At 62.9% G+C, this 13685-nt stretch carries 14 protein-coding genes; 7 read left to right on the top strand and 7 right to left on the bottom strand.

What is annotated here, in order from left to right; translation table 11 throughout:
• Positions 1–25 precede the first annotated feature (25 nt).
• Together KVO92_RS19645 and KVO92_RS19640 are read left to right on the top strand one after the other, a co-directional pair.
• Positions 26–427 carry a Spy/CpxP family protein refolding chaperone gene (locus tag KVO92_RS19645; protein WP_217477311.1) on the top strand — a complete coding sequence of 134 codons (402 nt, stop codon included), beginning with the start codon at positions 26–28 and terminating at the stop codon, positions 425–427.
• 83 nt (positions 428–510) lie between these two features.
• Complete coding sequence (locus KVO92_RS19640; protein WP_217477182.1) at positions 511–1860, top strand: sensor histidine kinase; 1350 nt, start codon at positions 511–513, stop codon at positions 1858–1860.
• Between the two features lie 6 nt (positions 1861–1866).
• On the opposite strand, the gene KVO92_RS19635 is transcribed toward KVO92_RS19640, so the two are convergent.
• Together KVO92_RS19635 and KVO92_RS19630 are read right to left on the bottom strand one after the other, a co-directional pair.
• A complete protein-coding gene (locus KVO92_RS19635; RefSeq protein WP_217477181.1) occupies positions 1867–2433 on the bottom strand; it encodes a nitroreductase family protein in 567 nt (188 codons plus the stop codon).
• 87 nt (positions 2434–2520) lie between these two features.
• Positions 2521–2892, bottom strand: a complete 372-nt coding sequence (locus KVO92_RS19630) for a YkgJ family cysteine cluster protein (RefSeq protein WP_217477180.1) — start codon at positions 2890–2892, stop codon at positions 2521–2523.
• Positions 2893–3081: 189 nt separating this feature from the next.
• Here KVO92_RS19630 and KVO92_RS19625 point away from each other — a divergent pair, with 189 nt between their 5' ends.
• Positions 3082–4533, top strand: coding sequence for a TrkH family potassium uptake protein (locus KVO92_RS19625; protein WP_217477179.1), 1452 nt, complete (start codon positions 3082–3084; stop codon positions 4531–4533).
• Positions 4534–4539: 6 nt separating this feature from the next.
• Here KVO92_RS19625 and KVO92_RS19620 read toward each other — a convergent pair whose 3' ends face one another.
• Together KVO92_RS19620 and KVO92_RS19615 are read right to left on the bottom strand one after the other, a co-directional pair.
• Positions 4540–4980, bottom strand: coding sequence for a nucleoside deaminase (locus tag KVO92_RS19620; protein WP_217477178.1), 441 nt, complete (start codon positions 4978–4980; stop codon positions 4540–4542).
• A gap of 88 nt (positions 4981–5068) precedes the next feature.
• Complete coding sequence (locus KVO92_RS19615) at positions 5069–5989, bottom strand: DUF808 domain-containing protein (protein ID WP_217477310.1); 921 nt, start codon at positions 5987–5989, stop codon at positions 5069–5071.
• Positions 5990–6213: 224 nt separating this feature from the next.
• Here KVO92_RS19615 and KVO92_RS19610 point away from each other — a divergent pair, with 224 nt between their 5' ends.
• The 4 genes from KVO92_RS19610 to KVO92_RS19595 all read left to right on the top strand — a co-directional run bounded on the left by KVO92_RS19610 (position 6214) and on the right by KVO92_RS19595 (position 9944).
• A complete protein-coding gene (locus tag KVO92_RS19610) occupies positions 6214–6531 on the top strand; it encodes an Mpo1-like protein (RefSeq protein WP_217477177.1) in 318 nt (105 codons plus the stop codon).
• Positions 6532–6701: 170 nt separating this feature from the next.
• On the top strand, positions 6702–8090 hold the full coding sequence (locus KVO92_RS19605; RefSeq protein WP_217477176.1) for an adenylate/guanylate cyclase domain-containing protein: 1389 nt from the start codon (positions 6702–6704) through the stop codon (positions 8088–8090).
• A 44-nt stretch (positions 8091–8134) separates the two neighbouring features.
• On the top strand, positions 8135–8902 hold the full coding sequence (locus KVO92_RS19600) for an AraC family transcriptional regulator (protein WP_217477175.1): 768 nt from the start codon (positions 8135–8137) through the stop codon (positions 8900–8902).
• A 151-nt stretch (positions 8903–9053) separates the two neighbouring features.
• On the top strand, positions 9054–9944 hold the full coding sequence (locus KVO92_RS19595) for a DMT family transporter (protein WP_217477174.1): 891 nt from the start codon (positions 9054–9056) through the stop codon (positions 9942–9944).
• A 48-nt stretch (positions 9945–9992) separates the two neighbouring features.
• Here KVO92_RS19595 and KVO92_RS19590 read toward each other — a convergent pair whose 3' ends face one another.
• The 3 genes from KVO92_RS19590 to KVO92_RS19580 form a co-directional block, all read right to left on the bottom strand.
• On the bottom strand, positions 9993–11729 hold the full coding sequence (locus KVO92_RS19590; protein ID WP_217477173.1) for an IlvD/Edd family dehydratase: 1737 nt from the start codon (positions 11727–11729) through the stop codon (positions 9993–9995).
• 63 nt (positions 11730–11792) lie between these two features.
• A complete protein-coding gene (locus KVO92_RS19585; RefSeq protein WP_217477172.1) occupies positions 11793–13094 on the bottom strand; it encodes a TRAP transporter large permease in 1302 nt (433 codons plus the stop codon).
• Positions 13091–13663 (bottom strand): TRAP transporter small permease subunit, encoded by a 573-nt coding sequence (locus KVO92_RS19580; RefSeq protein WP_336512653.1) that lies wholly within the window; start codon positions 13661–13663, stop codon positions 13091–13093. Before KVO92_RS19580 ends, KVO92_RS19585 begins: the two co-directional genes overlap by 4 nt.
• Between the last annotated feature and the right edge of the window lie 22 nt (positions 13664–13685).

Raw genomic sequence — 13685 nt, 5'->3', positions numbered from 1 at the left:
GCCCTCATGCACAGGAGAAACCATGATGCGCAAGACACTGATCGCCCTGCTGTTTGCCGCTACCCTTCCCGCCGTCGCCATGGCCATGCCCGGTGACGGCCAACGGCACCATGGCGGGCATACGCCATTCGAGCAGCTCGACCTGACCAAGGAGCAGCAAAGCCAGATGCGCAAGCTGATGGGCGAGCAAATGCAGGCCCATCGCGAAATCACCCAGCGCTACCTGGACAAACTGCCCAAAGCCGAGCGCAAAGCGATGCAAGATGAGCTAGCCAGTAGCCAGGCAAAAACCCACAAGCAGATGCGTGACCTGCTCAAGCCTGAACAACAGAAGCAGTTCGACGAGATGTATAAGAAAATGGAAGCCAAGCGAGCCGAACGTGCCGAGTTCCAGCAATGGAAAGCCGAGCGCGACCAGCAGAACTGATCGCCAAACCCTTGTACATCACCCCGCCCGACCCGCGCTGCAGGATGCAGCGCCGTTCGGGCTTTGCCTTGGAGAGCTGACCGGTGCGATCACTGTTCTGGCGCATTCTGGCGACATTCTGGCTTGCCATCGCACTGGTAGCGGGCCTCGCCGTGCTGCTCGGGCACGCACTGAATCAGGACAGCTGGATCATCAATCGCCACCCCGGAGTGCGGAATCTGGCGGAAATCTGGACCCAGGTCTACGAGCGCCACGGCCCCATCGCTGCGCAATTTCTGCTCGAACAGCACCGTCGCCGCTTCCACATTGATGTGCAGGTTCTTGCCGAGAACGGCCAACCCGCCATTCGCGGTACCTTTCCGGCGCGCGCCGCGGCCTTCGAGGCACGTCAGCAGAATCGTGACGAAGGCTTGCCCTGGCGCCGGCTGACGACCGACTACACCAGCCCCGTCTCGGGCGAGACCTATCTGTTCATCTACCGTATCCCCAACTCCGAACTGCAAGCGTGGCATCGCGGCAGCCTGTTCTGGCCGTTGAGCGCGATCGGGATCGCGCTGGTCGTGCTGACCGGCTTCAGTTTGCTGCTCACCTTGTCCATCACTCGCCCCCTTGATCGCCTCCGCGGTGCCGTCCACGACCTGGGGCAGACCACGTACCAGCAGAACTCACTGGCGCGCCTGGCCAACCGACGCGACGAGCTCGGCGTCCTGGCTCGGGATTTCAACCGTATGGGTGCGCGGCTGCAAAGCCTGATCAACAGCCAGAGGCAGCTGTTGCGCGACGTTTCTCACGAGCTGCGCTCGCCACTGGCGCGCCTCCGTATCGCCCTCGCGCTGGCCGAGCGGGCCACCCCAACGGAACGTGAAGTCATCTGGCCGCGTCTGGCCAAGGAGTGTGATCGCCTGGAAGCGCTGATCAGCGAGATCTTGCAACTGGCGCGTCTGGATGCCGACCCCGGCGCTGCCGCGACCGTGGACCTGCCGGCGATGTTCGACCAGTTGGAGGAGAACGCACGTATCGTCGCGCCCTCCCAGCGCATCGAAACCCGAATGGACGCCGATATCGCACTGCGCGGCTGGCCGGACATGCTGGAGCGGGCACTGGACAACCTGCTGCGCAACGCCTTGCGCTTCAACCCCGAGGGCGAACCGATCGAGCTTGGCGCCCGAAAGGATGGCGATTGGTTGCTCCTGAGCATCCGCGACCACGGACCGGGCGTCGATGACGAGCATCTTGCGCGCCTGAGCGAACCCTTCTTCCGTGCGCCCGGGCAAACCACGGCCGGCCACGGATTGGGGCTGGCCATCGCCCGTCGCGCCGCCGAACGGCACGGCGGCGAACTGCTGCTGAGCAATCACCCGGCGGGCGGCTTCGTTGCCTGCTTGAAACTGCCGCTGATCCCGACCCGTATCGCCCTCCCTCGCCTGGAGTGACCGCCGCTACTGGCTGCCGTCCCAGCGCGTGACGTATGAGCGAGGATTCAACGCTGGCGGTGTGCGCAAGTCGCCTTCCGGGGTCCCGAGGTAGATGAAACCCACCACTTGCTCGTTGTCGGCCAAGCCCAACCGCTGCGCCACGTGCCGATCATAGGCATAGTCGCCGGTTCGCCAGACAGCCCCGAGCCCCTGCGCATGTGCCGCCAGCAATATGCCGTGCGCTGCGCAGGCAACCGCAAGCACCTGTTCGGAAGCCGGGATCTTCGGATGCGGCAATACCTGGGCGATCACGATCAGTACCATCGGCGCCCGCAGCGGCATCTTGCGCGGCTTGGCCAAGGCCTCTTCGGTTACGTCAGGCTCACGTAGGCGAAGCGCCTCGGCAAACACCTCTCCCAGGCGTCCCCGCGCGTCGCCTTCGACGGTCAGGAAACGCCAGGGCCGAAGCTGGCCATGATCCGGCGCGCGCAACGCGGCGCGAAGCAGCACGTCCAGCTGGGCAGCGGTCGGTGCGGGATCCACGAGCCGTGTGACGGAGACGCGGTTTAGCAACAGTTCGAGAGCATCCATCGACAACCTCCAAAAACGAATCCGACATTCTAGGACGCCGGCGCGTTCGTTTGGCAATCAATGACGCTGTATCCAGGCTGCTAGGCGTCAGGCCACCCGATCGGGCGAGACCTGCGGCTCCAGCGGCGGCGTCAGCGGAGGCAAGCCATGGGCCGCACGTGCCGCATCGCAGCGCGCGTTGTGCTGACCATCGGCCCAGGACGCCTCGAACTCGCGGCAGGAGCTCGAGCGCTGTTCGTACATCGTGCAGCGCACCCCGCAGCCGACGTCCCCCATCAGCGCAACGCAACGTGCAGGCTTGGATTCGGTCCCCAGCATCGCGACATGAAAAGGGCTGACCTGAACGGTCGCGGCATCCGGAACGGTGCCGCCGGAGGAGGCGCATTCGCCCCAGAAAAAAGACACACGAAAGTACGCGCAGCAAGCGCCGCACGTGAGGCAGGGATTGTCGATCGACATGGGGAGATGAATACCGAGAAACCGGCAAAGGGCCGGCACCGGGCGGCTATTCTATTCATCGCGGCGAACTTGGGAAGAGCCCGACCGGTCCGTCGCGAAAGATTTTTCGTCAGGCCGATCGCCGGTTTACTGCCGCCGTCACAGGGGTAGAATGGCGACCTCATTTTTCGAGCCGAGCATCAATCAAAAATGGCCTTGCCGACGCTGCGCATTATCGGTTTCATACTCGGCATCTTCCTGATCACTCTCGCTGTCAGCATGGTCATTCCCATGATCACGCTGTTCGCATTCGATCGCACCGACGACCTCCAGGCGTTTCTCTGGGCCAGCCTGATCACCTTCAGCTCCGGCATCGCGCTGGTTGCTCCGGGCCGCCCCGAGCTGGCTCAGTTGCGTCCGCGCGACATGTATTTCCTGACCACGGTCAGCTGGGTAGTGGTCTGCTGCTTCGCCGCGCTGCCGATGATGTTGATTCACCACATCAGCTACACCAATGCGTTCTTCGAGACCATGTCGGGGATCACCACCACCGGATCGACCGTTCTATCGGGCCTGGACACGGCATCGCCGGGGCTGCTGATGTGGCGATCGATGCTCCAGTGGCTCGGTGGCATCGGCTTTATCGGGATGGCGGTTGCGATTCTGCCGTTGCTGCGCATCGGTGGGATGCGCCTGTTCCAGACCGAGTCGTCGGACTGGTCGCAAAAGGCGATGCCTCGCTCGCACGTGATGGCCAAATCGATCCTGCTCGTTTACCTCGCCCTCACCTTGCTCTGCGGTATCTGCTACTGGCTCAGCGGCATGACGCCCTTCGAGGCCATCAACCACGCCATGACCACCATTTCCACTGGCGGCTACTCCACCACGGACAGCTCCATGGGCAAGTTCTCGCCCGCTGCGCACTGGACGGCGGTGGTCTTCATGTTGCTGGGCGGATTGCCATTCATTCTGATGGTGTCCACGGTACGGGGAAATCGCTACGCGCTGTTCCACGACCAACAGGTGCAAGGCTTTATCGCGATGCTGTTTGCAATGTGCATCGCATTCGCCATCTGGCTGACGCTCAACTCCGATTACGGCTTCCTCGATGCGCTGCGCATCGTGTCGCTGAACGTGGTCTCGGTGGTCACCACGACCGGCTTCGCGCTGGGCGATTACACCCAGTGGGGAGAGTTTGCGGTACTGGCGTTCTTCTACCTGACCTTCATCGGTGGCTGCTCCGGCTCGACCTCAGGCGGCCTGAAGATCTTTCGCTTCCAGGTGGCCTACTCGTTGCTGCGTGCCAACCTGGCGCAGCTGGTACACCCTCGCGCGGTCATCAAGCAACAGTACAACCGCCATGCGCTCGACGAAGAAATCGTTCGGTCGATCCTGACATTCTCGTTCTTTTTCACCATTACCATCGGCGCGCTGGCCCTCGCGCTCGCACTTCTGGGGCTGGACATGCTGACGGCACTGACCGCGGCAGCGACCGCCGTGTGCAACGTTGGCCCGGGCTTGGGTCCCATCATCGGGCCAGCGGGCAATTTCTCGACCTTGCCGGACTCGGCCAAGTGGCTGCTGTCGCTCGGCATGCTGCTCGGTCGCCTGGAAATCATCACCGTGCTGGTCATGCTGACGCCTTCGTTCTGGCGCCACTGAGCGACGTTAGACTTCGCCGATGTCTTCGTTCCACAGCTCGGGGCGCTGCGCGATGAAACCGCGCATCAGCTCGATGCAGGTCGTGTCCTGCAGCACGTCGATCTCCACCCCGCGATCACGCAGCAGTTGTTCCTCGCCCATGAAGGTCTGGTTCTCGCCGATCACGACCTTGGGGATGCCGTAGAGAAGTATGGCGCCGCTGCACATCGAACAGGGTGACAGAGTGGTGTAGAGCACCGAGTCGGCATAGACGCTCGCGGGTTGCCGGCCGGCATTCTCGAAGGCGTCCATCTCCCCGTGCAGCACAGCGCTACCTTGCTGCACCCGCCGATTATGGCCTCGGCCGATGATTCGCCCTTGATGAACGATGACCGAGCCGATCGGGATGCCGCCTTCGGCCAGCCCTTTGTTCGCCTCATCGATTGCCGCCTGCATGAATGCGTCCACCGTCTGCCTCCTGTGATGACCCTCTGGGTGCCCGCACCGATCTGCCAGATTCGCGTATCGCTGCGGGAAAACCGGCCAGCTGTGCTGCCTAGCCGTTGCGTTTGAACAACCGAGCGCCGAGCGTAACGGCTGCGAAGACCAGCCCGCCGGCAAGAATGCCGAAAGCGGCGTCGAGCACCGTCGGCACCAGCCCGGCCAGTACCGAGCCGAAGTAAGGCAGCGCTAGCGTGTGCTCGGCGCTGCTCTCGATGAGCTGGTGAATAGCCTTGATCCCGTGAGTCAGGATGCCGCCGCCCACCATGAACATGGCAGCGGTGCCCACCACCGACAGGGATTTCATCAGCCACGGGGCGACGACCAGGATACCGCGTCCGATCCGCTGCCCTGCGGCATTGGCGCTCTTGCTCAGGGCCAGACCGGCGTCATCCAGTTTGACGATGCCGGCCACCACGCCATACACGCCGATCGTCATGATGAGGGCGATTCCAGCAAGCACCACGAGCTGCTCGACGAACGACGCCGTGGCCACCGTGCCCAGCGTAATGGCGATGATTTCGGCCGACAGGATGAAATCGGTGCGCACCGCGCCGCTGATCTTGTCCCGCTCGAACGCCACCATATCAACGGCCGGATCGGACAAGGCATCGAGCTGCCGGGCATGAGCGTCCTCATCACGATGCATGAAACGGTGGGCGAGCTTCTCGAAGCCCTCGAAGCAGAGAAAAGCACCACCGAGCATCAGCAGCGGCGTGACGGCCCTGGGAACGAACGCACTGATCAACAACGCGGCCGGCACCAGGATCAGCTTGTTCCGCAGTGAGCCCTTGGCAACCGCCCATACAACCGGCAGCTCACGGTCAGCCTTTACGCCGGTGACCTGTTGTGCGTTGAGCGCCAGATCGTCGCCAAGTACACCTGCGGTTTTCTTCGCGGCGACTTTGGTCATGACGGAGACGTCATCCAGAACGGTCGCGATGTCATCAATCAGGGCGAGCAGGCTACTGGCCAAAGTCGGGCGTCCTAACAATAGGGAGGGAAGGCAAAGCGGCAAAAGCATGCCACCGTTTCGCGCAGTTGAACATTAAGGCGCCAAGCCGCAGCACAAGTTCCAGCACCCCCGCGCCGAAACGGATCGCCCATCGGCGAGGCGCTGGTCCAGCGGTCGCGTTGACCACATGGCCAGAAGCAGCCGATGGACCTAGACTGCAAGCTCGTCACAACAAGAGGTGCAACATGAGCACACACGCCGCCGAACGCTTTACGAAATTCGCTGATTTCTACCCGTTCTATCTGGCCGAACACAGCAACCCCGTCTGCCGTCGTCTGCACTACATCGGTAGCCTGCTGGTGCTGGCCATACTTGGTTACGCGTTGGTCACCCAGCAATGGCTCTGGCTGCTCGCCGTGCCGCTGGCCGGATACGGGTTCGCCTGGGTCGGACATTTCATTTTTGAAAAAAACCGCCCGGCGACCTTTCAGTATCCGCTGTACAGCTTCCTGGGCGACTGGGTGATGCTCAAGGACATGCTCACTGGCAAGATCCGTTTTTAACCAAAACGCCCGTTATTCAACCGTTTAACGCGCCTGGTCACGGATTGAGATGGGTGGTTTGGCGCATTGGCGGTGACTTGGTTATGATCACCGGCCAGCACCGCACAATGCGCGCTCGGCTCGAATGTGCATCCTAGAGCGGTGGAATCTTTCAGGGACTGTTAATCACCATGCCAACCGTGACCGGTGAACGGCGAAACGGGCTCGCGACTCGCCCACTGCGCGAATACTACGCCCGGGTTCTAGCCTATCTGAGCTGTGCCGCCACACTTGCCGCCGGTGTCTACACGCAGGAGTTCGCGCTCGATCTGTTGTGGATGGTGCCCTACACCCTGCTCTATCCGCACTTCGCCTACCACCTGAGCTATCGCTTCAAGCGGGAGCACCCGGAACGAACGTCGCAAATCCTGCTCTCTCTCGACGCCCTGAACGCAGGCGCCGGCATCGTGCTGCTCGGCTGGAATCTGGTGCCCAGCCTGATGTTCCTGCTGACGCTCGGCTTCAGCGCGCTGGTCATCGGCAGTTTGCGCCACCTGTTGATGACGGCGCTGCTGGTTGCCGGCGGCATGGGGCTGACCAGCCTGCTGGTACCGCTGCGTTTCGATCTCTCGACCCCTCCGCTGGTGGCCGCCGTCAGCATCCTGTTCAGCACGCTGTACGTCTGCATCACGGCCTACTACGTGCATCAGCAGGGCGAACGACTGGCGCAAGCGCGCCGTGAAATCGAAGCCGAGCAAGCCAAAGCCGCACGTCTGGCCCGCAACCTCGCCAAATACCTGTCACCCCAGGTGTGGGAGTCGATCTTCTCCGGCAAGCGCAGCGTCCGGTTGGAAACCCAGCGCAAGAAACTCACCGTATTCTTCTCCGACATCAAGGGCTTCACCGAGCTCTCCGAAGAACTGGAAGCCGAAGCCCTTACCGATCTGCTCAACAACTACCTCAACGAAATGTCGAAGATCACCCTCAAATACGGTGGCACCATCGACAAGTTCGTCGGTGACTGCGTGATGGTGTTCTTCGGCGACCCCGCGAGCCAGGGCGCCAAGAAGGATGCCGTCGCGGCGGTGTCCATGGCCATCGCCATGCGCAAGCACATGAAGGTGCTGCGTCAGCAATGGCGCGCCCAGGGCATCACCAAACCGATGGAAATCCGCATGGGCATCAACACCGGCTACTGCACGGTCGGGAACTTCGGCGCCGATACCCGCATGGACTACACAATCATCGGTCGCGAAGTGAATCTGGCCAGCCGCCTGGAAAGCTCCGCCGAGGCCGGCGAGATTCTGATTTCCCACGAAACCTATTCGCTGGTCAAAGACGTCATCATGTGCCGTGACAATGGCCAGATCACGGTCAAGGGCTTCTCCCGGCCGGTGCAGATCTACCAGGTCGTGGATTTTCGCCGCGATCTCGGCGCGACCAGCAGCTTCGTCGAGCACGAGCTGCCAGGCTTCTCCATGTACCTGGACACCAACGGTGTGCAGAACTTCGACAAGGAACGCGTCATCCAGGCGCTCAACCAGGCTGCCGACAAACTGCGCGACAAGGTCATCATGTAATACCCTTGGCTCTGGCCGCCGTCCGCATACAGCCCGAGAACACCATGTCGCCCATCCTGTCCCTGCGTCATTACAACCACGACCAGATCATCCACAGCCATCACCACACGCAGCTGGTGTTCGGTTTGCGCGGGCGCCTGGACTTCGAAATCGAGGGCCGGGGCAGTCGTATCCAGCAGCAATTCCTCGCCGTCGTGCCCAGCGATGCGCGCCACGCCTGCGGCAGCCCTGACGGGAGCATGTGTCTGGTGCTGGATGTTCCGGACGGCGACTGGTTGCAGCAGCGCCTCGGCCATCACGTCGACTCCGCTCAGCACTTGCTGGAGCAAAGCGCGGCGTTGCATCTGAATCCCATGCAAAGCCAGCTGGTCGGCTGGCTCGCCGCCAGCCCGATCAATGATCCGATCATCAACGAACAAGGCGCCGCCCTGCTTTTGGCCAGCCTTGCCAGCGGCTGCGAGCCGGCAGACTGGCATCGCCCGCTGCCGCTGGCCGCGCTTCGCGACCACGTCGACCGGCATCTGGCGCACCCGCTCGAAGTGCGGGATCTGGCACGACTGGCAGGCCTCTCCGTAGGGCGTTTCCACGCCCGATTCGCCAGTGAAACAGGGCAAACCCCTCAGGAATTCATTCGGCTGCGGCGCCTGCATCAGGGCCGGGCGCTGCTGTTGAGCACCCAGCTGACGGTCGGTGAGATCGCGGCGCGTGTCGGCTATGCGTCACAAAGCGCCTTCACCGCCGCCCTTGCCCGTGAATTCGGGACCACGCCGCGCGGGGTCCGACGCGAGGCGCACGACAAACCGCGAGAGTGACGCGACAGACTGATCGCTTCACGCTCCGTAGCATGGGCACTCACCGCAATCATCGATGCCACGAGGCATCTCGTCGTGAGGCTCCTATGTTTCCAATCGATCTATCGGCTGTCCGCGCTCGACGCCACCGAGCCGCACCGGAAGCCAGAGCATGACCCATCGCAACGCCTTGCTGGCGATTCACTTCGGTGCGCTGATGTTCGGGTTGTCAGGCATTTTCGGCAAACTGGCGACCAGCACACCCTTGATCATCGCCCTCGGCCGAGCCGGCTTCGCTGTGGCGGCGCTGATCGTGGCCGGTCAGCTGCTACGCAGTACCCGCGCGCGCGCGAGCTTGCGTCAGCGCGTTGGCCTGCTGCTCGGCGGGCTACTGCTCGGCGCCCACTGGCTGACCTTCTTCCTGGCGGTAAAGGTGGCCGGCGTCGGCATTGCCACGCTGGGGTTCGCCAGTTTCCCCGCCTTCACCGTACTGCTCGAAGGCATGCTGTTTCGCGAGCGCACCCGGCCGGTGGAATTCGGCATGGTTGCGCTGGTCTGCCTCGGGCTGCTGCTGGTCACCCCGCAGTTCGACCTTGCTAGCCAAAGCACCTTGGGTCTGGTCTACGGCATTCTCTCGGGGTTCCTGTTCGCCGTACTGTCGTTGCTCAACCGAGCGGTCACTCGCGGCGTCGACCCGGTGCAGGCCGCGCTCTGGCAGAACGGTACCGTCCTGCTGTGCTTCCTACCCTTCTCATGGTCGTCGCTGCCGGCCGTCCCGGCGATGGACTGGCTGTGGTTGGCACTGCTCGGCGTGCTCTGTACAGGCCTGGCACACAGCCTGTTCGTGGCGAGCCTGAAGGTGTTGAAGGCACGCACCACCGCGGTGATCTTCGCGCTGGAGCCGGTCTACGGCATCGCCTTTGCCTGGTGGTTGTTCGATGAACAACCCACCGCTCGCATGTTGGTCGGCGGCGCCTTGATCATTCTTGCGTCGGTCATCACCAGCCGGTTGAAAACCGCGACCGAAACGACCGCCGTCTCGCCGCTAGGCAAAGCGCCGTAGCGGCGAGCGAGCCATGACGCTGGCCGCCATGGCGGCGGCCAATCGGGCTCAGTGCGAATGGCGCGGCACCTCGGCGCCTCGGCAACCCACCAGGAAGTCGAAGTCGCAGCCCTCGTCAGCCTGCATCACATGCTCGACGAACAACCGCCGATAGCCCCCGTCCCACAGCAGGCCCTGCGGGGCTTGCCAGGCGGCCAACCGCTCTTGCAGCTCGGCTGCCGGTATGTCCAGATGCAAGCGACCCTCGTAGCAGTCCAACTCGATGAAATCGCCGTTGCGTACCACGGCCAGCGGCCCGCCTGCCGCCGCTTCCGGCGCCACATGCAGCACCACGGTGCCGTAGGCGGTACCGCTCATACGGGCATCGGAGATCCGCACCATGTCGGTGATGCCCTTGGCCAGCACCTTGGGCGGCAGGCCCATGTTGCCGACCTCGGCCATGCCCGGATAACCCTTCGGGCCACAGTTCTTCATGACCAGTACGCAGGTTTCGTCAACGTCCAGATCGGGGTCGGCAATGCGCGCCTTGTAATCATCGAAGTCTTCGAACACCACTGCTCGCCCGCGGTGCTTCATCAGTTCCGGCGTTGCTGCCGAGGGTTTCAACACCGCGCCGCTGGGCGCCAGATTGCCACGCAACACACAGATGCCGCCGTCCTGGCGCAGCGGATTGTCCAGCGCACGAATGACCTCATCCTCGCCGTAAATCGGGGCCTGGGCGCAGTTGTCCCAAAGCGACTTGCCGTTGACGGTCAGCGCATCAGGGTTTGGCAGGAGATTGTTCTCGCCGAGCCGGCGGATCACCGCCGGCAGCCCGCCCGCGTAGTAGAACTCTTCCATCAGGAAGCGCCCCGATGGCTGCAGGTCGACAATGGTCGGCATGCCCCGGCCAATACGCGTCCAGTCATCCAGCTCGAGCTCGACGCCAATCCGCCCGGCGATGGCCTTGAGATGGATCACGGCATTGGTCGAGCCGCCGATGGCCGCGTTGACTCGGATGGCGTTTTCGAAGGCTTGCTTGGTCAGCACCTTGGACAAGCGCAGGTCTTCGTGAACCATCTCGACGATGCGCATACCGGACAGGTGCGCCAGCACATAGCGACGCGAATCGACCGCCGGAATCGCCGCGTTGTGCGGCAATGAAGTCCCCAGCGCCTCGGCCATGCACGCCATGGTCGAAGCCGTACCCATGGTGTTGCAGGTGCCAGCGGAGCGCGACATGCCGGCCTCGGCGGAGAGAAACTCGTTGAGGTCGATCTGCCCCGCCTTGTACTGCTCGTGCATCTGCCAGACGATGGTGCCCGCACCGATATCGCGGCCCTTGTGCTTGCCGTTGAGCATCGGCCCACCGGTGACGACGATGGCGGGCACGTCGCAGCTCGCCGCGCCCATCAGCAGCGCCGGTGTGGTCTTGTCACAGCCGACCAGCAGGACCACGGCGTCTACCGGATTGCCGCGAATCGATTCCTCGACATCCATGCTGGCCAGGTTGCGCGTCAGCATGGCGGTCGGTCGCAGGTTCGACTCACCATTGGAGAACACCGGGAACTCGACCGGGTAGCCGCCGGCTTCCAGCACGCCCTTCTTCACGTGCTCGGCGATCTTACGAAAGTGCGCGTTGCAGGGGGTCAGCTCCGACCAGGTATTGCAGATGCCGACGATCGGCTTGCCTTGGAATTCATGATCCGGAATGCCCTGGTTCTTCATCCAGCTGCGGTACATGAAACCGTTCTTGTCAGTGGTGCCAAACCATTGAGCGGAGCGCAGGGGGCGTTTGTCAGTCATGTTGCATGCACCTCTCCAGCGACAGGCCGTACGGGACTGCCGGTTGATCGTTTGTGAGTTGGGTCAAAGCAGCCACGTCGAGATGGCCGGGAAATACAGCAGCAGGCCGAGTACCGCGATCTGGATGACGATGAAGGGCACCATCGCGCGGAAGATGTCGGTCAGGGTGATATCGGGTGGCGCCACACTCTTGAGATAGAAGGCCGCCGGGCCGAACGGAGGCGAGATGTAGGACACCTGCATGCTCACCGCGAAAAGGATGCCGAACCACACCGGGTCGTAGCCGAGGGCGACGACGATGGGCACGAAGATCGGCAGGCAGAGCATGGCGATGCCGATCCAGTCGAGGAACATGCCCAGCAAGAGAAAGATCAGCATCATCACCAGCACGATGACGAAGGGCGCAACCTCCAGCCCGGTAATGGCCGATGAGACGAAGCGGTTGCCGCCCATGAGGTTGTAGACGCCGACCAGACAGGCCGCGCCGATGCCGATCCAGACGATCATCCCGCAGGTTTCCAGGGTCTGGGTCAGGCTTTCCTGGAGCAGCTTGATGCTGAACTCGCCGCGTACCAGCACGGCCAGCAGTACGCCCAGCGCGCCCATGGCGGCCGCCTCGGTGACCGACGCGATGCCGCCATAGATGCTCCCCAGCACCAGCCCGGCGATGGCAATCGGAAAGAACATGCCCTTGAAGGCTTCGCCCAGGGTCAAGCGCGGCACGCTGGTGTCTTTCTCCAGGTGCGCACCGCCCATGTGCGGGTAACGCATGCACATCACCACCACATAGAGCATGTAGCTGCCCATCAGCAGCGCGGCAGGAATGATCGCCGCCTTGAACAGATCGGCGATGGAGACGCTGGCGATCAGGCCGTAGATGATCAACACGATCGAGGGCGGCACCATGGTGCCCAAGGACCCACCGGCACAGACCACGCCGATGGCGATGCGCTTGTCGTAGCCCAGGCGCAGCATCTGCGGCAAGGCGAGCACGCCGAGCAGGACGATTTCACCGCCGATGATTCCGGAGATGGCGGCGAGAAAGAACGCCACGACGATGGTCTGTACCGCGACCCCGCCCGGCAGCCGGCCGGCGAAGAAACGCATGGAGTTGAACAGGTCGCGCGCCAGCCCGGATCGGTCCAGCAAGCCCGCCATGAAGACGAACATTGGCACCGCCACCAGCGAATATTCGGTGATGAAGCCGAACATGCGGCTGGCCACCAGCGGCACCGCCACCGGACCGAACCAGCCGAAGGTGAAGCCAGCGGCGACCAGACCAGTGACGAAGGCCAGCGGCAGGCCCAGCACCAGCAGCGCAAAGATCGCGAAGATCATCAGGTAGGTTGCGATCTCGATACTCATTTCGTGGCATCCGTATCGAGACGCGCGCGTCGGTGAGTCGCGAGCCGTACCACCTGCTGCACGCACATCAGCGCGATGGAGACCAGGATGATGATCTTGGTGAACGCCGGCAGCGGCTGGTTCCAGGACGACCCCGAGGTCTCAAGCCGCCAAGTGCCATCGGGCGCATGCGTCGCATTGTAGGCCAGCACCCAGGCGGCATAACCGATGGCCAGGCAGAACAGGATGCCCAGCACCAGGTTCAGCAGCTCCAGCCAGCTGCGCTTACGCGGCGAAAGGCGGTCGAGCAGGATGCGGATCTGGATGTGGCGGTTGGTCGCCAACGCATAGGGTCCGCCCAGCGCGAAGATGGCAGCAACCAGAAAGGTGGTGGTTTCGTGCGCCCACTCGGTGGGCGAATTGAAGCCGTAGCGCATGATCACTTCGAACACACTGACCAGCATGGCGAGGAAAACCAGCCAGGCGATCGCCTGGCCACCACGTCGAATGCCGCGATCAAGCAGGCCGTGCCCCGGCTCAGGTGCGCAGACGTCCAGATGATCGTCAGAGGAAGGTAGGTTTTTTTTCACAGCGAAACTCCTCGGGCTGTCC

This window comes from Stutzerimonas stutzeri, assembly GCF_019090095.1.
Classification (GTDB): Bacteria; Pseudomonadota; Gammaproteobacteria; order Pseudomonadales; family Pseudomonadaceae; genus Stutzerimonas; species Stutzerimonas stutzeri_AN.
The sequence above is the reverse complement of the archived record's forward strand: the minus strand, read 5'-3'. Positions and strand labels throughout refer to the sequence as shown.

Coding starts and splice junctions, on each gene's coding strand:
- KVO92_RS19585 (WP_217477172.1), bottom strand. CDS start 13,094: ATGAGTATCGAGATCGCAACCTACCTGATGATCTTCGCGATCTTTGCG.
- KVO92_RS19590 (WP_217477173.1), bottom strand. CDS start 11,729: ATGACTGACAAACGCCCCCTGCGCTCCGCTCAATGGTTTGGCACCACT.
- KVO92_RS19595 (WP_217477174.1), top strand. CDS start 9,054: ATGACCCATCGCAACGCCTTGCTGGCGATTCACTTCGGTGCGCTGATG.
- KVO92_RS19625 (WP_217477179.1), top strand. CDS start 3,082: ATGGCCTTGCCGACGCTGCGCATTATCGGTTTCATACTCGGCATCTTC.
- KVO92_RS19605 (WP_217477176.1), top strand. CDS start 6,702: ATGCCAACCGTGACCGGTGAACGGCGAAACGGGCTCGCGACTCGCCCA.
- KVO92_RS19630 (WP_217477180.1), bottom strand. CDS start 2,892: ATGTCGATCGACAATCCCTGCCTCACGTGCGGCGCTTGCTGCGCGTAC.
- KVO92_RS19635 (WP_217477181.1), bottom strand. CDS start 2,433: ATGGATGCTCTCGAACTGTTGCTAAACCGCGTCTCCGTCACACGGCTC.
- KVO92_RS19645 (WP_217477311.1), top strand. CDS start 26: ATGCGCAAGACACTGATCGCCCTGCTGTTTGCCGCTACCCTTCCCGCC.
- KVO92_RS19610 (WP_217477177.1), top strand. CDS start 6,214: ATGAGCACACACGCCGCCGAACGCTTTACGAAATTCGCTGATTTCTAC.
- KVO92_RS19600 (WP_217477175.1), top strand. CDS start 8,135: ATGTCGCCCATCCTGTCCCTGCGTCATTACAACCACGACCAGATCATC.